At 67.2% G+C, this 20,529-nt stretch carries 16 protein-coding genes; 13 read left to right on the plus strand and 3 right to left on the minus strand.

Annotated elements, in window-relative coordinates; all coding sequences use genetic code 11:
• The first annotated feature begins 344 nt into the window (after positions 1-344).
• From ACIA58_RS21155 to ACIA58_RS21175, 5 genes are read left to right on the plus strand one after another with little or no spacing between them, the layout of a single operon-like run.
• Positions 345-2,084 (plus strand): ABC transporter substrate-binding protein, encoded by a 1,740-nt coding sequence (locus ACIA58_RS21155; protein ID WP_396405430.1) that lies wholly within the window; start codon positions 345-347, stop codon positions 2,082-2,084.
• A complete protein-coding gene (locus tag ACIA58_RS21160; protein ID WP_396405431.1) occupies positions 2,081-3,175 on the plus strand; it encodes an ABC transporter permease in 1,095 nt (364 codons plus the stop codon). Before ACIA58_RS21155 ends, ACIA58_RS21160 begins: the two co-directional genes overlap by 4 nt.
• Positions 3,176-3,180: 5 nt before the next feature.
• Entirely contained in the window at positions 3,181-4,056 is an 876-nt protein-coding gene (locus ACIA58_RS21165) for an ABC transporter permease (protein ID WP_396405432.1), read from the plus strand.
• Positions 4,049-4,870: an ABC transporter ATP-binding protein gene (locus ACIA58_RS21170; protein WP_396405433.1), complete on the plus strand. Its 822-nt coding sequence runs from the start codon at positions 4,049-4,051 to the stop codon at positions 4,868-4,870. Before ACIA58_RS21165 ends, ACIA58_RS21170 begins: the two co-directional genes overlap by 8 nt.
• Entirely contained in the window at positions 4,867-5,754 is an 888-nt protein-coding gene (locus ACIA58_RS21175) for an ABC transporter ATP-binding protein (protein ID WP_396405434.1), read from the plus strand. The genes ACIA58_RS21170 and ACIA58_RS21175 overlap by 4 nt, the downstream gene beginning before the upstream one ends.
• 132 nt (positions 5,755-5,886) lie before the next feature.
• On the opposite strand, the gene ACIA58_RS21180 is transcribed toward ACIA58_RS21175, so the two are convergent.
• The gene (locus ACIA58_RS21180; protein ID WP_396405435.1) at positions 5,887-7,914 is read right to left on the minus strand and encodes a phosphocholine-specific phospholipase C; all 2,028 of its coding nucleotides are present in this window, start codon (positions 7,912-7,914) and stop codon (positions 5,887-5,889) included.
• 252 nt (positions 7,915-8,166) lie between these two features.
• On the opposite strand from ACIA58_RS21180, the gene ACIA58_RS21185 reads away from it, so the two are divergent.
• Genes ACIA58_RS21185 through ACIA58_RS21205 form a run of 5 tightly spaced genes read left to right on the plus strand, consistent with a single transcriptional unit; the run spans position 8,167 to position 14,129 of the window.
• Positions 8,167-10,395, plus strand: coding sequence for a GAF domain-containing protein (locus ACIA58_RS21185; protein WP_396405436.1), 2,229 nt, complete (start codon positions 8,167-8,169; stop codon positions 10,393-10,395).
• Positions 10,392-10,775 carry a response regulator gene (locus ACIA58_RS21190; RefSeq protein WP_396405437.1) on the plus strand — a complete coding sequence of 128 codons (384 nt, stop codon included), beginning with the start codon at positions 10,392-10,394 and terminating at the stop codon, positions 10,773-10,775. Before ACIA58_RS21185 ends, ACIA58_RS21190 begins: the two co-directional genes overlap by 4 nt.
• Positions 10,772-11,890, plus strand: coding sequence for a response regulator (locus ACIA58_RS21195; RefSeq protein WP_396405438.1), 1,119 nt, complete (start codon positions 10,772-10,774; stop codon positions 11,888-11,890). The genes ACIA58_RS21190 and ACIA58_RS21195 overlap by 4 nt, the downstream gene beginning before the upstream one ends.
• Positions 11,887-13,479 carry a peptide ligase PGM1-related protein gene (locus tag ACIA58_RS21200; RefSeq protein WP_396405439.1) on the plus strand — a complete coding sequence of 531 codons (1,593 nt, stop codon included), beginning with the start codon at positions 11,887-11,889 and terminating at the stop codon, positions 13,477-13,479. The genes ACIA58_RS21195 and ACIA58_RS21200 overlap by 4 nt, the downstream gene beginning before the upstream one ends.
• A gap of 8 nt (positions 13,480-13,487) precedes the next feature.
• Positions 13,488-14,129: a histone deacetylase gene (locus ACIA58_RS21205; RefSeq protein WP_396405440.1), complete on the plus strand. Its 642-nt coding sequence runs from the start codon at positions 13,488-13,490 to the stop codon at positions 14,127-14,129.
• On the opposite strand, the gene ACIA58_RS21210 is transcribed toward ACIA58_RS21205, so the two are convergent.
• On the minus strand, positions 14,094-16,109 hold the full coding sequence (locus tag ACIA58_RS21210) for a M6 family metalloprotease domain-containing protein (protein ID WP_396405441.1): 2,016 nt from the start codon (positions 16,107-16,109) through the stop codon (positions 14,094-14,096). The two genes, ACIA58_RS21205 and ACIA58_RS21210, sit on opposite strands and share 36 nt — an antisense overlap.
• Before the next feature lie 226 nt (positions 16,110-16,335).
• Here ACIA58_RS21210 and ACIA58_RS21215 point away from each other — a divergent pair, with 226 nt between their 5' ends.
• From ACIA58_RS21215 to ACIA58_RS21225, 3 genes are all read left to right on the plus strand, one after another.
• Positions 16,336-17,694 carry an NAD-dependent succinate-semialdehyde dehydrogenase gene (locus tag ACIA58_RS21215; RefSeq protein WP_396405442.1) on the plus strand — a complete coding sequence of 453 codons (1,359 nt, stop codon included), beginning with the start codon at positions 16,336-16,338 and terminating at the stop codon, positions 17,692-17,694.
• A gap of 84 nt (positions 17,695-17,778) precedes the next feature.
• Entirely contained in the window at positions 17,779-19,230 is a 1,452-nt protein-coding gene (locus ACIA58_RS21220; protein ID WP_396405443.1) for a hypothetical protein, read from the plus strand.
• A 34-nt stretch (positions 19,231-19,264) separates the two neighbouring features.
• Positions 19,265-20,164 carry a hypothetical protein gene (locus ACIA58_RS21225; protein WP_396405444.1) on the plus strand — a complete coding sequence of 300 codons (900 nt, stop codon included), beginning with the start codon at positions 19,265-19,267 and terminating at the stop codon, positions 20,162-20,164.
• Here ACIA58_RS21225 and ACIA58_RS21230 read toward each other — a convergent pair.
• Positions 20,104-20,472 carry an excalibur calcium-binding domain-containing protein gene (locus ACIA58_RS21230; RefSeq protein WP_396405445.1) on the minus strand — a complete coding sequence of 123 codons (369 nt, stop codon included), beginning with the start codon at positions 20,470-20,472 and terminating at the stop codon, positions 20,104-20,106. The genes ACIA58_RS21225 and ACIA58_RS21230 overlap by 61 nt on opposite strands.
• Positions 20,473-20,529: the final 57 nt, after the last annotated feature.

Here is a 20,529-nt window from a genome sequence, read left to right on the forward strand (position 1 = left end):
GCCGAAAATGTACGCCCTGTGATCGCGGTTGGAAGCGTTTCCGCCTACGGGCGTCACTCAGAGCTAGCCAACGTTGTCATAGGTTGGTATATCGACTGATCTGCGGATATGACCTCCAAGTTTCAACGTGGCAATGAACTCTTGCCAACGTTGTCATAGCTACTTATAGTCCGTGACACCTCTCGGTGGGTGATGAGCCTGTCCGCGCAACGGAAACGGAGGTGACTTTCGTCATGAACGAGGTGTCATCCAGTGGGCCGCGGCCCCAGTTCGAAGACGTTCAAGATGTCGTCCGCTACCAGCTGAGTCGGCGAAGCCTGGTCGGAGGAGGTGCCGCCGCGGCGATGACCGCGTTCCTCGCGGCCTGTTCCGGCGGCGGCTCGTACTCCGACAAGCCGGCCAACAACAACAAGCCGGTTGCGACCAAGTCGATCCAGATCGGCAAGGCCAACATCCCGGTTCCACGGGACCAGTCGGTGATCGTCGGCCAGGTCGAGTACACCGTCTTCGACAGCTTCAACGGGATGATCCCGAACGGTTCGCCGTCGGGCGCCGGCGTGGAGTTGAGCACCGAGCCGTTGTTCTTCCTCAGTTTCGCCACCGGCAAGCTGACGCCGTGGCTGGCGACGGAGTACAAGTACAACGACGCTTTCACCGAGCTGACCCTGAAGTTCGATCCGAAGGCCCACTGGAACGACGGTCAGCCGCTGGGCGCGAACGACTTCAAGTTCACCGTGATGCTGCTGAAGGATCGTCCGGACCTCTTCGGGGGTGGTGGTGACCTCAAGGAGTTCGTCAAGACCATCGACGTTCCCGACCCGCACACCGCGGTGGTCACCTTCCTGAAGCCGGCACCGCGCTTCCACTACAACTTCATCGCCGCGATCTCCGGGGCGCCGAACAACATCATGCCCGAGCACATCTGGAAGTCGCAGGACCCGACGAAGTACAAGGACAACCCGCCGGTTCGCTCCGGGCCGTACAAGCTGAAGACGGCGATCCGGAACCAGAAGATGTTCGTCTGGGAGAAGGACCCGAACTACTGGAACAAGGACAAGCTCGACGTGAAACCGCAGTACGTCGTGTTCCAGAGCACGTCGAAGCAGCTCGACCAGGCGTCGCTGGCGTTCGAGCGCGCCGAGTTCGATGTGGGCTCGGTCGACGAGCCGCACGCCAAGCAGTTGCGGAACACCGGCTACCCGAACCTCGTGACGACGCAGTTCCACGACCCGAACCCCCGGGTTTTCTGGCTGAACTGCGACCCGGCGCGCGGCGTGATGGCGGAGCCGAAGATGCGCTGGGCCATCAACTACTGCATCGACCGGGAGAAGATCGGCAACTCGATCTGGCCGGTCAAGGTCCCGCCTGCCCAGTACCCGTGGGCGGACTACCCGACCAACGACAAGTGGAAGAACGACGATCTCGCGAACAAGTACAAGTTCGAGTTCAACCCTGACAAGGCGAGCCAGCTGCTGGACGAGATCGCGCCGAAGAACGCGGCCGGCAAGCGGACGTACAAGGGCAAGGAGATCAACCTCGAGATCATCACGGTCTCGCCGGTCGACGGCGCCGAGTACGCGATCGCCAATGTGCTGAAGACGGCACTCGCGAAGGTCGGCGTCCCGGCCACGCTGCGCAGCCTGGCCGGAAGCGTCCACGACGACAAGTTCCAGCGCGGCCAGTACGACATCGACTCCAACTGGGCCGGCTTCGCGATCGACCCGGTGCAGCTGTACACCGACTGGACCAGCGACAAGTACCAGCCGATCGGCAAGAACGCCGCGCAGAAGAACAAGATGCGGTTCCGCAATCCCGACTTCGACAAGGTCGTCGAACAACTGGGCCAGCTCAACCCGGATTCGCCGCAGGCCAAGCCGCTGCTCGACAAGGCGCTGGAGATCTACTTCCAGCAGCTGCCGTTGCTCGCCTCGATCCAGACCGGCTACCCGTCGTACTTCAACACGGCGTTCTGGAAGGACTGGCCGACCGACGACGACCTGTACGAGGTGCCGCTCAACTGGTGGCCGCACTTCATCTTCGTGCTCGCCAAGATCAGCGCCACCGGGCAGAAGGGACCGGCGTGACGGCGGAAGCCCCGCCTGCGGTAGCCGTGGACAAGAGCCAGGACTCCGCACCTCCGTCGGGGGTGCGGGCCTGGCTGTCGCGGCATCCGCTGGCGGCGTACGCCATCCGCAGGTTCGGCCTCTACCTGGTGGAACTGTGGGGAGCGCTGACGATCGCGTTCTTCTTCTTCCGGCTGATGCCCGGAGATCCGGTCCAGACGCTGATCCAGACCCTGCAGCAGAACTATGTCTACAACGCTCAGGCGAGCACGGAGCTCATCGCCCGCTACCGGCACGAGTTCGGGCTGGACGGGAACCTGCTGACCCAGTACTTCAAGTACATGGAGAAGCTGGTCCTGCACGGCGACCTCGGGCCGAGCCTGATCAACTACCCGACGCCGGCCCAGACGGTGATCCTGCGATCGTTGCCCTGGACAATCGGTCTGCTCGGGATCTCGGCCGTGCTGGCCTGGATCTTCGGCGTGATCATCGGCGCCATCGCCGGCTGGCGGCGCGGCAAGGTCGGCTCCGCGATCGCCACCAACCTGTCGATCGCGCTGTCGCACGTGCCGTACTTCTTCGTCGCGCTGATCCTCGTGTACGTCTTCGCGTACTCGATGGGGCTGTTGCCGGCGAGATCGGCGTACGACTCGAACATCAATCCCGGGATCAATCTGGCCTTCATCGGCAGTGTGCTGAAGTACGGGTTGTTGCCCGGTCTGTCGATCGTGATCATCGGGACGTTCAGCTGGATCCTGTCCACCCGGATGCTGATGATCCCCATTCTCGGCGAGGACTACCTGGTGTACGCCGAGGCCAAGGGGCTGAAGAACTCCCGGATCCTGACCCGGTACGCGCTGCGGAACTGCTACCTGCCGCAGATCACCGCGTTCGGTATCTCGCTGGGCTTCATCTTCAACGGCAACGTGCTGGTCGAGCAGCTGTTCAGCTATCCGGGGCTCGGCACCACACTCGTCACCGCCATCCAGCAGCTGGACTTCAACACGATTCTCGGCGTCACCGACATCGCGATCTTCTCGGTGCTGACCGCCGTACTGCTCCTCGACCTCCTGCTCCCGCTGCTTGACCCGCGGGTCAAGTACTGGAAGTGATGACGATGAGACTTCTGACCGCGGTACTGCGGACGATCCGCAACAGCCGGCGCCTGGCGACCGGGCTCGTCATCCTGGGGCTGCTGGTCCTGGTCGCGCTGCTCAGCCCGTTGATCGTGAAGGCGATCGGCGGTGGGCAGGACCCGATCGAGCTGGCGGCGTACGACAAGTGGCAGGTGCCCGGACCGAAGCATCTGCTCGGCACCGACCAGTTCGGCCGGGACGTGTTCGCGATGGTGGTGAAGGCGCTCGCGGTTTCGCTGCAGATCGGCGCGATCGCCGGCGTGATCTCGACCGTCGCCGGCGTCATCGTCGCGTTCGTCGCCGGGTACAAGGGCGGCTGGATCGACAACGTGCTCTCCACGTTCACCGGGATCCTGCTCGTCATCCCGACGTTCCCGTTGCTGATCGCGCTGTCGGCGTACGCGAAGAACGTCAGCCTGTTCCAGGTCGGCGTGATGATCTCGATCTTCTCCTGGCCGTTCGCGGCGAAGACGATCCGCTCGCAGGTGCTGAGCCTGCGGACGCGGCCGTACGTCGATCTGGCGCGGGTGAGCAAGGCGCGGGACATCGAGATCATCGTGACCGAGCTGCTGCCGAACCTGCTGCCCTTCATCGGCGTCGGTTTCGCATCGTCGGCGCTGGGCGCGATCTTCGGCCTGGTCGGCCTGGAGATCATCGGCCTCGGCCCGGGCGGCGTGATCGACCTCGGCCAGATCATCTTCAACGCGATCGGCACCGGCGCGCTGACGCTGGGCGCCTGGCCGATGTTCGTGGTCCCGATCGCCTTGCTGACGCTGCTGTTCGCGGCGCTGAACATGGTGAACATCGGCCTCGAAGAGGTCTACAACCCGCGACTGAGGGGAGTGGCCGGTGAGTGACGAGTCTCAGAATGTCTTGGAGGTCAAGGGGCTCGAGGTCGTCTACTCGACCAACCGCGGCGACGTTCAGGCGGTCCGCGGTATCGACCTCGACGTACGCCGCGGTGAGATCCTCGGGATCGCCGGGGAGTCGGGCAGCGGCAAGAGCACCCTCGCGGTCGCGCTGCTGCGGCTGCTGAAGGCGCCGGGCAAGGTGACCGGCGGCTCGGTGATGTTCCACCCGGCCGGCCGATCGCCCGTCGATCTGCTCAAGGTCCAAGGCGAAGAGCTGCGGGTCCTTCGGTGGTCGGCGTTGTCCTATCTGCCACAGGGTTCAATGAGCTCGCTCAACCCGGTGATGCGCGTCGAGGAGCAGTTCAAGGACGTGATCCTGGAGCACGCGCCGGCGCGCAAGGAATCGCTGAACGAGCTGATCCCGCGGCTGCTCGGCCAGGTCGGTCTGGAGCCGCGGGTGGCCCGGATGTATCCGCACGAGCTGTCCGGCGGGATGAAGCAGCGGGTGCTGATGGCGATCGCGGTCGCACTCGAACCGGATCTGGTGATCGCGGACGAGCCGACCACCGCGCTGGACGTGACGATCCAGCGGGTGATCCTGCAGTCGCTCGCGGACCTGCGCACCGACTTCGGCGTGACGCTGATGGTCATCTCGCACGACATGGGCGTGCATGCGCAGCTGGTGGACCGGGTCGCGGTGATGTACGAGGGCAGGTTGGTCGAGGTCGGCGACGTACGGCAGGTATTCAAGGATCCGCAGGACCCCTATACGCGGCAGCTGATCGAATCCATCCCGCAGGTAGGACGGAGGGCATCATGAAATCCGAGCTCGAACTTCGTGGCGTACAGCAACGATTCCATGCCCGTGGGGTCGCCGACGGCTACATCACCGCGGTCGACGACGTGAGCTTCAGCCTGGCCGCGTCACCGCCGCAGATCGTCAGCCTGGTCGGCCAGAGCGGCAGCGGGAAGAGCACGATCGCGCGGAACGTGCTCGGCCTGCAGAAGCCGACGGCCGGGTCCGTGCTGTACGGCGGCAAGGACATCTTCAAGCTGAGCCGTGCGGAGTACGACGCCTACCGGCGCGACGTGCAGCCCGTGTTCCAGGACCCGTACGCGATCTTCAATCCCTTCTACCGGGTGGATCGCGTGCTCTGGAAGGCGGTCAAGAAGTTCAAGCTGGCCTCGACCCGCGAGGCCGGCCTGAAGCTGATCGAGGAGTCCCTGGAGGCGGTCCGGCTGGAGCCGGAGAACGTCCTCGGACGCTACCCGCACCAGCTGTCCGGTGGCCAGCGGCAGCGCATCATGCTGGCCCGCGTCCACATGCTCCGCCCGTCGTTCATCATCGCCGACGAGCCGGTGTCGATGCTGGACGCCCAGGTCCGCAGGCACTTCCTCGACATCCTGCTCGACTTCCAGCGCGAGCACGGCATGACCACACTGTTCATCACCCACGACCTGTCCACGGTCTACTACCTGGGCGGCGAGGTCATGGTCATCACCAAGGGCCAGATCGTCGAACGCGGCCCGGTCTCCACGGTCATGCACGAGCCGACCCACCCGTACACGAAACTGCTCCTCGACTCCATCCCGTCCCCCGACCCGGACCAACGCTGGACCACCCGGATCCAGGTCGACGAGCTGGAGTCGGTCGACGACAACGCCCCCGCCGACGCCACCAAGCCGGAAGCCCCGATCCTCTGACGGTTCATTTCAGTGGTTCACCGCTCCCGTTGTCCCTTCACCTGACGCATGCGGCGGGTGAAGGGACAACGCCCGAGGTTCACCACTCAAATGGTCGGGCGGGTCGGGCGGGTCGGGCGTGGTCGGGCGTGGTCAGGCGGTTTTGATGGCGGGGTCGCTGGTGCCGGGGGCGCCGGTTTCTACGTGGCCGGCGTAGCGGCGGAGGTACGTCGGGTCGGAGTCGGTGGTGACGGAGACGTCGTACCAGCGGCTGGTCGTGGTGACCGTGTAGGTGGTCTTGCCCGGTTTGAGGGTGAGCTTCTTCGCCGCGCCGCCGTACGCGCTGGTGATGGTGGCGGTGCGGGCTACGTCGGTGGTGAGCGTGAGGGTCACGTTGCCGGCGTTGTCGCGGGCGGTGATCTCGAGGCCGGTGGCGGGCTTGCCCTTGAAGGTGCGGAGGAAGCCGTTCGGGCCGTGGACGGTCAGGTCGGTGACGCCGCCGGAGTAGATCGGGTTCCAGCTGTCGGCGACGGTCCTGCCGGCCTCGGCGGTGTAGGTCCACGGGCCGTCGGTCCGGTTCGCGGACGTGATCAGGAACTGTGCGCCGGCGTGCGGACCGGAGCTGAAGGTCAGCTTGTACTTGCCAGCAGCAACCGCTCCGTCGACGATCGGTGCGTAGGGCAACGGCCGGGTACGGCGGCAGCCGCGCTCCTGCACCGGGACCTTACCGACCGCGGGCGGCGTCGGCACGTAGTCCGGGTGGCGCTTGTTGTCCGGCGGCTGGTACGCGCTGGTGTCCGGGAGCTCGGCCGGCCGCGTCGCCGTCGTACCGAAGTCGAACGCCGACGTCAGGTCGCCGCAGACCGCGCGGCGCCACGGCGAGATGTTCGGCTCGTGGACCCCGAACCGCGACTCCATGAACCGGATGATCGACGTGTGGTCGAACGTCTCCGAGCACGTGTACCCACCGGTGCTCCACGGCGACACGACCAGCATCGGCACCCGCTGACCCAGACCGTAGGCGCCATGCGCGGCCTTCGTGCCGGTGTAGAGGTCCGGTCCCGGGTCGACCGTGGACAAGCCCTGTGAGGCGGACAGCGGCGGGAACGGCGGTACGACGTGGTCGAAGAAGCCGTCGTTCTCGTCGTAGGTGATGAACAGCGCGGTCTTGCTCCAGACCTCGGGGTTCGCGGTGAGCGCATCGAGGACCTGGGAGATGTACCAGGCGCCGTAGTTGGCCGGCCAGTTCGGGTGCTCGGTGAACGCCTCCGGCGCCGCGATCCAGGAGATCTTCGGCAGCTGGTTGTTCTTCACGTCGGCGGCGAGCCGCGCGAACAGGCTCTCGCCGGCCTTGGCGTTCGTACCGGTGCGAGCCTTGTCGTACAAGGGGTTCCCGGCCGAGACGTTGCGGTAGTTGTTGAAGTACAGCAACGAGTTGTCGCCGTAGTTGCCGCGGTACGCGTCGTCGATCCAGCCCCAGCCACCGGCGGCGTCGAGGCCGTCGCCGATGTCCTGGTAGATCTTCCACGAGACGCCGGCCTGCTCGAGCCGCTCCGGGTACGTCGACCAGCCGTAGCCGGCCTCGTCGTTGCCGAGGACCGGGCCGCCACCGGCGCCGTCGTTGCCCGTGTAACCGGTCCACATGTAGTACCGGTTCGGGTCGGTAGAGCCCATGAACGAGCAGTGGTACGCGTCGCACAGCGTGAACTTGTCGGCGAGCGCGTAATGGAACGGGATGTCCTCGCGGGTCAGGTACGCCATCGTGGTCGACGTCTTCGCCGGGATCCACTGGTCGTACTTGCCGCCGTTCACCGCCTGGTGCGCGTCGCCCCAGCTGTGCGCGAGGTCCTGGATGAACTGCAGCCCGAGGTTGTCCGCCTCCGGCCGGAACGGCAGGATCTCCCTGCCGAGCGCATCCTTCTGGTGCCACACCGGCTGACCGCTGGGCAACGTCACCGGCCGCGGGTCACCGAACCCGCGAACCCCGTTGAGCGTGCCGAAGTAGTGGTCGAACGACCGGTTCTCCTGCATCAGCACGACGATGTGCTCGACGTCCTGGATATCGCCGAACCGGCGATGCGCCGGGATCGCGGCGGCCTGCTCGATACTGTTCGCCATCGCGGCAAACGCGGCCGACGCTCCAGCAAGCTGCAGAAACCTCCGGCGATTGATGTCTGGCATGCGAGTCTCCTGACGGGCGGTGGAACGGCTGTCGGGGCGGGTGGAGTCTGAAACACCAGCACTGCGTCGCCCGCACCTTAGCCTGAACGATTAACTGACGGAAGATGAACTTTCCTGTCCCGTTCCTATGGCTTTCAAACCGTTCCGCACTCTCAAACGATGGTTCGAAACCGCCAACCTGATTGCTCCCCACCGGGAACGGCGAGACACTGGACTAGCGCGGCCTGGGGGACCCAGGGGTGGGAGGCTGCGATGGGCGGACGAGCGCTCGTCGGCGGTACGGCGTCCGAGCTGGACCGGCTGCAGAGCGAACTCACGTCGTTGGCCACTCAGTTCGCCGCCGCCAACGAGGTCCTGTCCGCCGTCGGCCGCTCAGCCGGCGACCCGGACACCGTCCTCACCACGATCGTCGAGAGCGCCTGTCGCCTTTGCCGCTCACAGGCCGCACATCTGTACCAGCTCGAAGGCGGGCGCTTCCAGCTGAGTAAAGCGGTCGGCCTGACGGCTGAGACGACCCAGTACTTGATCGCCCATCCGACGCCGCTCGACCGGTCGACGCTGATCGGCCGGGTCGGCCTCGATTGCACCACCCAGCAAATCGCCGACGTCCTCGCCGACCCGGCGTACGGACGGCAGGACCTCCAGCGGATGGCCGGTTTCCGGACCACGATGGGTGCGCCGATGCTCGTCGACGACGAGGTGGTGGGTGCGCTGGTGGTCTGGCGCAACGACGTCAGCCCGTTCGGGCAGGCCGAGCAGGACCTCGTCACCGCGTTCGCGGGCCAGGCCGCGATGGCCGTGAACAGTGTGAAGCTGGTCCAGCAGCTCGAGGCTCGGGGGGCGGAGCTGGCGCGGAAGGTGGGTGAGCTGGAGGCGTTGCGCGAGGTGGGTGAGGCGGTCAACTCCAGCCTCGACGTGTCCAAGGTGCTGTCGACGGTCGCCAAGCACGCGGTCCGGATCTCGGCGACCGACGGCGGCTCGATCATGGAGTACGACGAGAACGAGCGGTGCTTCCTGGTCCGCAGCGTCTACCGCACCGACCCGGAGGTGGTCGAACGGCTGCGCGTGACCCGCATCCACCTCGACGAGACCCTGGTCGGCCGGGCCGCCAAGCTCGGGCGCCCGCTGGCGGTGCCGGACCTCGGTGAGGCCGAGCTCGATCCGCATCTGACCGTCTTGTACGAGGCCGGCTGGCGGTCGCTGGTCGCCGTACCGCTGCTGCAGGGCGGACAGATCGTCGGATCGCTCGTCGTCCGGCGCAAGCAGCCGGGTGAGTTCTCGGCGGAGACGCTTTCCCTGCTGGAGATGTTCGCCGACCAGTCGACGCTGGCGCTGCTGAACGCCCAGCTGTACCGGGAACTGTCGCAGCGCAGTGCGGAGCTGGAGGTCGCCAGCCGGCACAAGTCCGAGTTCCTGGCGAGCATGTCGCACGAGTTGCGGACGCCGCTGAACGCCGTCCTCGGTTTCTCCGAGGTGCTGCTGGAGCGGATGTTCGGGGACCTGAACGAGCGGCAGGAGGAGTACCTGCGCGACATCAACAGCTCGGGCCGGCACCTGCTCGAACTGCTGAACGAGATCCTCGACCTGTCCAAGGTCGAGGCCGGCCGGATGGAGCTGGAGTACACGACCTTCTCGCTGCACCAGCTGCTCGACAACACCGCGTCGATGCTGCGCGAACGCGTCTTTGCCCATGGCATCGATCTGCGGGTCGAGGTCGGCCCCGGGATCGACGACGTGTACGCCGACAAGCTGCGGCTGAAGCAGGTGGTACTGAATCTGATCACGAACGCGGTCAAGTTCACCGATGACGGCGGGTCGGTGCTGGTCCGCGCGACGCGGGCCGGGACCGACATCCACATCGAGGTCACCGACACCGGCCGCGGCGTGCCGCCCGAGGACCGCGAGCGGATCTTCGAATCCTTCCAGCAGGGCGGCCGCGGACCCTCGCAGGAGGAGGGCACCGGGCTCGGGCTGACGCTGTGCAGGCGGATCGTCGAGCTGCTCGGCGGGCGGATCTGGCTGGACAGCGAGGTCGGCGTCGGCAGCACGTTCGGATTCTCCTTGCGCACCAGGGAGAACGGGAACCGTTCGGGTCCTGCCCGGAGCCTCGGCGACGTGGTGGTCATCGAGGACGACCGGCCGTCGCTCGACCTGATCACCGCGTACCTGTCCGGGGTCGCGCTGAAGGTCACGGTCGCTGGGGACGGCCAGTCCGGCCTCGACGCCGTACGCCGGGTCCGGCCCGCCGCCGTACTCCTGGACATCCGGCTGCCGGGGATCGACGGATGGGCCGTGCTGCAGGCGCTGAAGGCCGAGGAGGCGACCCGGAACATCCCCGTCGTCATCGTGTCGATCGTCGACGAACAGACGCGTGGCGCGGCGCTCGGTGCGGCGGAGTACCTGGTCAAGCCGGTCAGCCGGGATGCGTTGTTGCAGGCACTACGGGCGGTGGGAGCACTCGACGAGGGGGAAGATCGATGAATCCAGGACGCATCCTGGTGGTTGAGGACAACCCGAAGAACCTGAAGCTGGTACGGGACGTGCTGCGGTTCTCCGGCTACGACGTGATCGAGGCGACCTCGGGCGAGGACGGGGTCCGGCTCGCGGCGTCCGAGCATCCCGACCTGATCCTGATGGACCTGCAGCTTCCGGGCATCGACGGAGCCGAGGCGCTGCGCCGGATCCGCGCCGGCGAGAACAGTCACGCCGTGCCGGTGGTGGCGGTGACTGCGTTCGCGATGGACAACGACCGGCGGGACGCGTTCGACTCCGGCTTCACCGGGTACGTCGAGAAGCCGATCAGCGTGCGCCGGTTACCCCAGCAGATCAGGGATTTCCTCCGCCTCGGCGGCGCGACATGACCAGGGTGCTGGTCGTCGACGACCAGCCGGTGAATGTCCGACTGCTGGAGGCGATCCTCGGTCCGCGCGGGTACGACGTGCTGACCGCATCCTCGGGTGAGCAGGCGCTGGATCTGGTCAAGACCCAGGAGGTCGACCTCGTGCTGCTGGACATCCTGATGCCCGGCATGGACGGGTACACGGTGTGCCGCCGGATCCGGGACGAGGCCGACACGGCGTACCTGCCGGTGGTGATGGTGACCGCCAGCGGGGACGAGCAGAAGGTCAAGGCGCTCGAGGCCGGAGCCGACGACTTCCTGACCAAGCCGGTCAACCAGAACGAGTTGCTGGCCAGGGTGGCGTCGCTGGCCCGGATCAAGCAGTACCAGGACACGATCAAGCGGCAGGCCGGCGAACTGGCCGCGTGGAACCACGAACTGGAGTCGCGGGTCGAGACCCAGGTGTCGCAACTGGAGCGGATGGGACGGTTGCGGCGGTTCCTCAGCCCACAACTCGCCGAGCTCATCGTCGACTCCGGGGACGAGTCGTTCCTGGCCAGCCATCGCCGCGAGATCGTCGTGGTCTTCTGCGATCTGCGCGGCTTCACCTCGTTCGCCGAGGCGAGCGAACCGGAGGAGGTGATGGGCGTGCTGGACGACTATCACCGCGCGCTCGGTGACCTGATCTTCCGCTTCGAAGGCACCCTCGAGCGCTTCGCGGGCGACGGATTGATGGTGTTCTTCAACGATCCGGTGCGCTGCGAGGACGGGCCACTGCGGGCGTTGCGGATGTGCGTGGCGATGCGGACCCGGGTGCGCAGGCTCGCCGAGGCCTGGGGCCGGCGCGGGCACGACCTGGGCCTGGGCATCGGTGTCGCCCAGGGGTACGCGACGCTCGGCACGATCGGGTTCGACGGGCGGCTCGACTACGCCGCGATCGGGAGCGTGACCAACCTGGCGGCCCGGTTGTGCGCCGACGCCGAGTCGTGGCAGATCCTCGTGACCGAACGGGTTTTCAGCGCCGCGGGGGACGCGGTCATCGGCGACGACGCGGGACTCCGCGACGTCCGCGGCTTCACCCGGACCGTGCACGCGTACAGCGTCCGCGGGCTCGACAACTCGAGGGTCGTCTCATGACCGGCGGCCTGTGGACCCCGCCGCACGGCGGCGCCCGGATGCTGTCGGCGTTGAGCGAGGACGAGCGGTACGAGGTGTTCGATCGGCTGCAGGCGCGGATGCGCGGTGTGTGGGACGCCATGCGGCTCAACTACGAGGACGAGTCGGTGATCGTCATACCGTCGCTCACCCTGGAACGCAGCGAGTCGCTCGGGACCGGGACGATGATGCAGGCGTACGAGGAACGCTTCCTGTTCCTGCTGATCCTGCTGCGGGAGCCGCGACTGCGGATGGTCTACGTGACGTCGGTGCCGATCGCGCCCGAGATCATCGAGTACTACTTGTCCTTGCTGCCGGGCGTCATCCCGAGTCACGCGCGGGCCCGATTGTCGCTGATCGCGGTCAACGACGCGTCGCCGATCTCGCTCAGCGAGAAGCTGCTGGTCCGGCCGCGCCTCCTGCAGCGCATCGCAGCGCTGATCCCGAACCCGCTGCGGTCCCATCTCATCCCGTACAACACGACCGAGCTCGAACGCGATGTCGCGATCAGCCTCGGGATCCCGATGTACGCCGCGGATCCCCGGCTGGCCCCGCTCGGGTCGAAGTCCGGCTGCCGGCAGCTGTTCGCGGAGCTCGGCGTACCGCATCCGTTGGGGGCCGAGAACCTGCACAGTCTCGACGAACTCGCCGACGCCGTGCTGACGATGCGCTCGGAGCATCCCGCGATGGACAGCGCGATCGTGAAGCTCAACGAGGGTGTCTCCGGCGAGGGCAATGCCGTGGTCCGCCTGAAGGGCCTGCCCGCGCCGGGGTCCCCGGAGGAGCGGACGGAGGTGCTCAAGCGGCTGGAGGAGATGGAGCTCGAGTCGGCCACGCTGTCGTTCGAGACCTACGTCGCCAGATTCGCCGACAACGGTGGCATCGTCGAGGAGCGGATCGTCGGCGACGAACTGCGGAGTCCGAGTGTGCAGCTCCGGGTCCTGCCCAGCGGCGAGGTCGAGCTGTTGTCGACCCACGACCAGCTGCTGGGCGGTGCGAGCGGCCAGAGCTACCTGGGCTGCGTGTTCCCGGCGGCGCCGCAGTACGCGCGGATGATCACCGAGCAGGCGGCGACGATCGGTGCGCGGCTCGCGCGCGAGGGTGCGCTCGGACGGTTCGCGGTCGACTTCGTCGTTGTGAGAGGACCCGACGGAGATTGGACGTCGTACGCGATCGAACTCAATCTGCGCAAGGGCGGGACGACGCATCCGTTCCTGACGCTGCAGTTCCTGACCGACGGACGGTACGACCCGCAGACCGCGATGTTCCGCACACCACTCGGTGACGAGAAGCATCTGGTCGCTACCGATCACCTCGAATCGGAGCGGTTGAGGGGCCTGATGCCGGCCGACCTGTTCGACATCGTGGCGCGGCACGGTCTGCACTTCGACCAGTCGCGGCAGGTGGGCATCGTGTTCCACATGATCAGTTGCCTGACCGAGTGCGGCCGGCTGGGGCTGACGGCTGTCGGCGACACCCCGGCCGAGGCCGATCGCCGGTACCGTGATGCGTCCCGCATCGTGCTGGCCGAGGCAGACCAGGCCTTCGCGGAGCATCCGTTGCCGGTCTGAGGGGTTCGATGGAGCGAGTCTGGTACGTCGCCTACGGTTCCAATCTCGCTCTCGGGCGGTTCCGGTGTTACCTCGCCGGCGGCCGCCCGGCCGGTGGCGCGCGGGTGTATCCGGGCTGCCGCGACCACAGCGATCCAGAACGCGTCGCCGGTGTCGAGTTCCCCGGCGGCCTCGTCTTCGCCGGACAGTCACTCGTCTGGGGCGGCGGGTCCGCGTTCTACAACCCTGCCGCGTCCGGACAGGTCGCTGGTCGGGCCTACCTGCTGTCGGCCGACCAGTTGGGCGATGTCGCGGCGCAGGAGATGCGCCGCGAACCAGGCGGCGAGTTCGCCCGCGATCTGGCTGGTCTCCTTGCGGTCGTCGACACCCTCCACACCATGGGCCCCGGCCGCTACGAAACAGTCGCCCGGCTCGGCGAACTCGACGGCATCCCGATGTTCACGGTCACCCATGGCACCGTCGCGGACCTCGTCCCGGTCGCGCCCACCGCGGCGTACTTGCGGTGGATTGCTGCTGGGCTCGTTGAGGCGCACGGATGGGGGAGTGATCGGATTGTGGAGTATCTGCACGCGGCGCCGGGCGTCCAGCTGGGTTGGACGCCCGGCGCGTTGCGGTCAGCGCTTGATGGCTATGCAGGTGGCGGTGGATGACTTGGTGGGGTCGCTTTCGGAGGTGGCGGTGAGGGTGATCTTGCCGATGGGGCCGGCGCCGGCCTTGGTGTAGACGGGGACGGTGGTGTGCTGGCCGGCGTTCGCGGTGGCCAGGGCGTTCGGGAGTGCGACGGGCCAGCCGTTGGACTTGGCGGTCAGGCGGTAGACGTCGCCCTTCAGGTACTGCGTGATGTCCTCGGGACCGGACGTCGTGCCGGCCTTGCCGGTGTTGGTGAGGCTGAAGTTGCAGGTCTGTACGCCGCTGCGGTCCGGCTTCGCCACCGTGGGCAGGACGCGTACGCCGCGCTTCTGTGCGCCCGAGCCGTCGAGCGAGCGGATCGCGACGGTGTAGGACAGGACGCCCTCGCTGTTGCGGTGGAGGTTGGTGATGTAGAAGTGCAGGCGGTTCGCGGTGTCGGTGTACTCGTACTCGCTGCCCGAGTTCGTGCCGGCGTGGAAGAGCGCGTCCGACAGCTGACGGTAGTCGCCGATCGTGATCGGGACCTTCGTGCCGTCGGGCAGGACGTAGTCGGTCAGGTTGATGTCCTGCGGGTTCGCGTCGACCACCCACTCGAACGGCGCGCGGTCCTGGTTCTTCGTCTTCGCGAGCAGTACGCCGGAATCGGGCGTGAACGAGTCCGTGCCCATCCGGTCGACCACCTCGACCGTGTAGTTCTGGTACCCGCGGCCGTCGCAGAGCGGATCCGCCGTCGCGTCGCACGGTGCGTCGAGATCACCGGCACCGCCGAGCTCGACGTTGATGCCGGACAGGTCCTTCGCGCCCGGGTTCACGCTGCGCGCGGTGACGTTCGCGATCACGACACCTGACGACGCGAGCGCCTCGCGGGACAGCCGCAGTACATTCTGCTCGTCGACCATCTGCAGCTTGATCTTGTTGCGGAGCATGTGTTGAGCGCCCATCGAGGCGCCGCCGGTCGCCGGAATCATCCAGCGGCTGTGTGGACCGCCCGGACCGTTGAAGCTGCCCCGGGACAGCATCTCCCAGATGCCGGTGTACGAGCGTCTCGGCGGTACGCCGTACGGGTTGTTGTAGTTGTCGCCGATCCCGAGGATGTGGCTGAACTCGTGCGCGAACACCCCCATGCCCGAGCTCTCGGCCTGCGTCGAGGAGCCGCCGCCGGCGTTCGGCCAGATCGACGAGCCGGCGGCCCACGACGTCCAGTCGACGTACCGCGTGTCGGACCAGTTCGGCAGCGCCGGGTCGGGCGGGCCGAAGTCATCGGTGACGTCCTCCTTGGTCGGGAACTTCATCATCCCGAACTCCTGCCAGGTGGACGATTCGTCCTGCCCGGCGCTGAGGAAGAACACGAAGTCGTAGCCGGCCGGTACTTCGGGGCCCTGGTCGGCGACCCACGCCGCCTTGCCGTCCGTGCGGATGTCGCGGTCGCAGTTGTCGCCGGCCGGGCATTCCGCGGGGCTCTGGAACTCCATGCCGTACTCGTGCGACTTGCCCGGCATCCGGTACGGGCCGAACGCGGTGAGGTCGACGCCGTACCGGCCGCCGGAGTCCTCCATCCAGTACTCGTGCAGCGTGTGCCCGTGGTTCAGCGGCTCGGGCTTGTTCAGGAAGTCGTGGTAGAAGGACGCGACCTGGTCCCGCGGGACGCCGTTCGCCGCGGCACTCGGGTTGCCGAAGACGGTCGAGCCCTTGGGCTTGGTGATGACGAAGTCCTGGTTGGGGTAGTCCAGCAGCACGAGCGCACCCTTGAAGGTCCGCTGCGATCCCTTCACCGTGGGGTCGGCCCAGTTCGTCCCCGGCGGTTTGGTGTAGTCGTCCCACGTCATGTGGTCGGGGTTCTCCCAGTTCTGCGGGTCGATCGGACCCGGCAGACCCTTGGACACGGTCTTCGCGACGCGCTGGTCCTGCCCCGACTCCTGCCACGGCTGCTTCTGCGGCCAGTGCGGGTACTGCCAGGCGTTCACGGGGTCAGGGGGAGTGCTCGGTGCGGCGAGCGCCATCGAAGGCACCGAGACAGCGGCAAGCACTGCGACCAGCCGCAAGACACGACGAACTTTCCGTTGCTCAGACACGGGCGGGCATCCGATCGACGAAGGGCGGGACATCGAACAAGTCATGAGGATGCCTGGCGAGACGCCTGACCACAACAGCTCGGATCACTGTATACAGTATGGTGACCGTGGTGAGTCACGGTGAGCGGTGGTCCCGGCTTTGGATGGAGGAGCGATGTACTCAGTCACCGACCCGGCAAGTGGGCAGCTGGTGGAGGAAGTGGCCAACTCGACCGAGGAGGAGGTGCGGGTCGCGATCGGGCGGGTGTACGACGCGTACCGGGACTGGCGACGTCGATCCGTGCAGGAGCGGGCCGCGATCGTGGCGCGGGCGGCCGACCTGTTCGAGGAGCGGGCGGAGGAGCTGTCCCGGATCATGACGCTGGAGATGGGCAAGCGGATCAACGAGGGCCGCGGCGAGGTCGGCATCGTGGTCGACATCTTCCGGTACTACGCGGAGCACGGCCCGGCGTTGCTCGCGGATGAGCCGATCGACATCAAAGGCGGGCAGGCCGTCATCACCAAGGGCCCGATCGGCGCGCTGCTCGGGATCATGCCGTGGAACTTCCCCTGCTACCAGGTGGCCCGTTTCGTCGCGCCGAACCTCGTGCTCGGCAACACGATCCTGCTCAAGCACGCCTCGATCTGCCCGCGGTCCGCGAGTGCGATCGAGGAGATCCTGCACACGGCCGGCGTACCCGAGGACGTGTACGTGAACACGTTCGCGTCGAGCCGCCAGATCCCCGGGATCCTGGCCGACCCGCGGATCGCGGGCGTGTCGCTGACCGGCAGCGAGCAGGCCGGCATCTCGGTCGCCGCCGAGGCCGGTAAGAACCTGAAGAAGACCGTCCTCGAGCTCGGCGGCTCCGACCCGCTGGTCATCCTCGACACCGACGACATGGACGAGACCGTCAACGCCACCGCGACCGCGCGGATGCGGAACTGCGGCCAGTCGTGCAACGCGCCGAAGCGGATGATCGTCCTCGCCGGCATCTACGACGAGTACGTCGACCGCCTGACCAAACGTGTCGCGGAGTACTACGTCCCGGGCGATCCGTCCGACCCCGAGACGAAGCTCCCGCCCCTGGCGTCGACCGCAGCCGCCGACGAGGTCGCGGGACAGGTCGCCAAAGCGGTCGAGCAGGGTGCGACCCTCCGCGCGGGCGGCCGCCGCATCACGCCCGGCGCGTACCTCGAGGCGACCGTCCTCACCGAGGTCACGCCGGCGATGGACGCGTACTACGAGGAGATCTTCGGCCCGGTCGTGATCGTCTTCAAGGCCTCCGACGAACAGGACGCCGTCCGCCTGGCCAACGACACCCCGTTCGGCCTCGGAGCCTCCGTCTGGGGCACCGACCCCGACCGCAACCGCCGGGTCGCCGACCGGATCGACGCAGGCATGGTCTACCTCAACCGCGCCGGCGGCTCCCAGGCCGACCTCCCGTTCGGCGGCATCAAACGCTCCGGTCTCGGCCGCGAACTCGGGCCCGCGGGCATCGAGGAATTCATGAACAAGAAGTCCATCCGGCTCTGATGTCAGGAACCGGTCATCGAGCCGCGGCGGCGGGCGGAGCCCACCATCCTTGGGGGTGACGATCCGTGACCGAGAGCGATGCATATGAGCTTCCAGCAGTTCGCGCCCCCGCAAGGTACGCCGTACCCAGGACGGCCGCCGAAGCAGCTCAGCCCGCACGACCCATTAGCCGTTGCCCTAGGCAACGCTTCGTTGCTTGGCCTCGGCTACTTCCTGATCCGCCGGTGGCTGTTCGGCATCCTCGGTCTCGCCGGTACGGCGATCCTTGTCGTTCTCCTCTGCGCGCAACGGAAGTCCGGCTACGAGCTCGCGCTGCTCGGGTGGGGCGTGCTCCAGATCGTCCACGGCTGGTTCCTGGCCCGCCGGCAGCGGCTGCGGACGACCAGTCCCACCAAGCGGCTGGTCGCCCTCGGCGTCACCGTCGTGGTGCTCGGTGGCATCGCCTTCGGGCGGTACGACGCGCAGCGGATCGACAAGCAGGCCGTCGCGGCGCGTGCGGCCGGTGACTGCGGCGGCGTTCGGGCGGCCCAGGCGAAGTACAACCTCGGGCATCGGATCGGCGACGCGTCGCGGACCGTCCGCGTCGAGGGCGATGTCGCGGCGTGCGATCGGATCGACGCCGCCGCGGACGGGCTGAAGAGCGCCACCGCTCTGGTCGACGTACCCAGGATGAAGGCGGGCTTCGACCAACTGGCGGCCGTCGCCGCTGACCCGAACCAGCAGCAAACCGTGGGCAGGGCCGTCGACCAGTTCGTGGGCAGGTTTCCATTGAAGGACTCGTGCGCGAGTCTCGAGCTGACCGACTGGTTGCGGACCCGGAAGCCGGTCGGCAACGTGCTCGACCGGCCGAACGCGCTGGTCCCGAAGATCGAGCCGAACGCGCTGCTCGGCTGCGCCGACGCCCAGGCGGCCAAAGCCGATTGGACGAATGCGCGCAGCACGTACCAGCTGCTGGTGACCCGGTATCCGCAGGCGAAGCAGGCGGTCCGGGCTCGCGCCGGCGTGCAGAACGCGAACTACCAGATCCTGCAGGCGAAGATCCGGGCGGAGCTGGCGCGGGTGCGCGGCCTCGTTTCGTCCGGCGGTTACTGCTCGGTGCCCGCGAAGTACAGCCCCGCACCGCGGCTTCGCGCCGGCGTCAACCGGGCGGTGTTCTCCGGAGCAGGCGAGTACACGAGCAAGCTGCCGTCACAGTGGAAGGGAACTACGGCCGACAACGCAGCCCTGGTCGTCTGCGCGGGTGAGGAGACGCAAGGCTCGGCCGTGCGCACTTGCCGGTACACGCCGTTCATCGGCTCCAGCGGGTCCGACACCTGGGTCACGTTCTACAAGATCCAGGTCCCGGTCCGCGTGTACGAACTGCGCACCGGCCGCCTGATACGGACCGGCAAGGTGCAGATCAGCGGGTCGGTCTGTCCCGCGACGATCTCGTACACGACATACAACGGCATCGGCTCACCCGACACGGCGCAGGACGTGAAGCCGACGGCCGGAACGATCCGGTCCGCGTTCCAACCCCTCGTCGTGAGGCCGTGAACCGCGCATACTGCGAGTAAGCGAGGGGGGACCGATGATGACCGTGCCCGGTGAATACTCCATCAAGACCTATCGCTACCTGCGGATGGCGATGGTGGCGATGATCGTCCTGCTCGGCACCGCCGTGGTGATCGAGTGGACGAAGACGGATCCGCGCTGCCTGCAGACGTCGATCAGCGCGTACTACTACACGCCGGTGCGCGCGATCTTCGTCGGCGCGCTGATCACCATCGGCGTCTGCATGGTGGTGCTGAAGGGCAACACCGAGCCGGAGGACATCCTGCTCAACGTGGCCGGCATCCTGGCGCCCGCGGTCGCGCTGGTCCCGACGCCGGGGCAGGGCACGTGCCACTCGGTGCAGGTGGCCCTGGGGGACGCGGCGGCGAACGTCTCGAACAACATGCTTGCCTTGTTCATCGTCGGAGTACCGTGCCTGCTCCTGACCGCGGTCTTCATCTTCCGTGACCGGGCCAACCATCCGGATCGCTGGACGCCGATGTACCTGCTCGGCCTCGGCGTCGCGGTGCTGATCTTCGGCGGCGGGCTGGCCTGGTTCTTCGCCGACCGGTCCGGGTTCATCGGGCACGCGCACTACGCGGCCGCGATCGTGATGTTCCTGTGCATCGTCGCGGTGGTGCTGCTGAACGCGGAGCAGTTCCGGCGCAAGCAACGCAAGCACGCGGTCCCGCACTCGCCGGCCAACCGGTACTCCGTGATCGCCGCCGCGATGGTGGTCGCGCCGCTCCTGATGGTGCTGTGGAAGAAGCTCTTCGGGTGGGACCACGCCGTGTTGTGGATCGAGGGCACGCTGATCGTGCTGTTCGCGGCCTTCTGGATCAGCCAGACGCAGGAGCTGTGGAACGACGGGATCCGTCAGGACCTGCCGCGCTCGCAGGCCACGCCGTCGCCGTCCGGATCGAGCGCGCGGGAGTAGCCGGGCTCGCCACGGCGGAGCGGAGCCTTGCCGGCCGCGCGGACCTCGGCGCAGCTCCGGTAGTACGGCGTACGTTCCGCGCGGGCCGGCTTTGCACTGCGCACCACCGGCGCATGTGTCACCGGTGCCGTCGGACCGAGGCTCGGCACCGAATTCTCCGAGTCGGTGCTGCTGAACGGGTTCAGCAGCACGAGCGCCATCAGCGCAGTCGGCACGACGACCATCGCCAGGGTCGTCAGCCGGCGTGGTCCGCCGTACCGTCCGATCGGTCCGCGAACGGACCGGCCGTACTCGTCGACCCAGAACACCCAACGCTCCGGCGCCGTCGGCCAGGACTTGGGTGGCTGCCACCGCCTCGGTGGTCG

Source organism: Kribbella sp. NPDC051586, from assembly GCF_044453965.1.
Lineage (GTDB): Bacteria > Actinomycetota > Actinomycetes > Propionibacteriales > Kribbellaceae > Kribbella.

Bases quoted from the DNA above. Each gene is read 5' to 3' on its own strand.
- ACIA58_RS21195 (WP_396405438.1), top strand. From the start codon at position 10,772: ATGACCAGGGTGCTGGTCGTCGACGACCAGCCGGTGAATGTCCGACTG.
- ACIA58_RS21165 (WP_396405432.1), top strand. From the start codon at position 3,181: ATGAGACTTCTGACCGCGGTACTGCGGACGATCCGCAACAGCCGGCGC.
- ACIA58_RS21225 (WP_396405444.1), top strand. From the start codon at position 19,265: ATGATGACCGTGCCCGGTGAATACTCCATCAAGACCTATCGCTACCTG.
- ACIA58_RS21220 (WP_396405443.1), top strand. From the start codon at position 17,779: ATGAGCTTCCAGCAGTTCGCGCCCCCGCAAGGTACGCCGTACCCAGGA.
- ACIA58_RS21180 (WP_396405435.1), bottom strand. From the start codon at position 7,914: ATGCCAGACATCAATCGCCGGAGGTTTCTGCAGCTTGCTGGAGCGTCG.
- ACIA58_RS21200 (WP_396405439.1), top strand. From the start codon at position 11,887: ATGACCGGCGGCCTGTGGACCCCGCCGCACGGCGGCGCCCGGATGCTG.
- ACIA58_RS21215 (WP_396405442.1), top strand. From the start codon at position 16,336: ATGTACTCAGTCACCGACCCGGCAAGTGGGCAGCTGGTGGAGGAAGTG.
- ACIA58_RS21155 (WP_396405430.1), top strand. From the start codon at position 345: ATGACCGCGTTCCTCGCGGCCTGTTCCGGCGGCGGCTCGTACTCCGAC.
- ACIA58_RS21175 (WP_396405434.1), top strand. From the start codon at position 4,867: ATGAAATCCGAGCTCGAACTTCGTGGCGTACAGCAACGATTCCATGCC.
- ACIA58_RS21210 (WP_396405441.1), bottom strand. From the start codon at position 16,109: ATGGCGCTCGCCGCACCGAGCACTCCCCCTGACCCCGTGAACGCCTGG.
- ACIA58_RS21205 (WP_396405440.1), top strand. From the start codon at position 13,488: ATGGAGCGAGTCTGGTACGTCGCCTACGGTTCCAATCTCGCTCTCGGG.
- ACIA58_RS21185 (WP_396405436.1), top strand. From the start codon at position 8,167: ATGGGCGGACGAGCGCTCGTCGGCGGTACGGCGTCCGAGCTGGACCGG.
- ACIA58_RS21190 (WP_396405437.1), top strand. From the start codon at position 10,392: ATGAATCCAGGACGCATCCTGGTGGTTGAGGACAACCCGAAGAACCTG.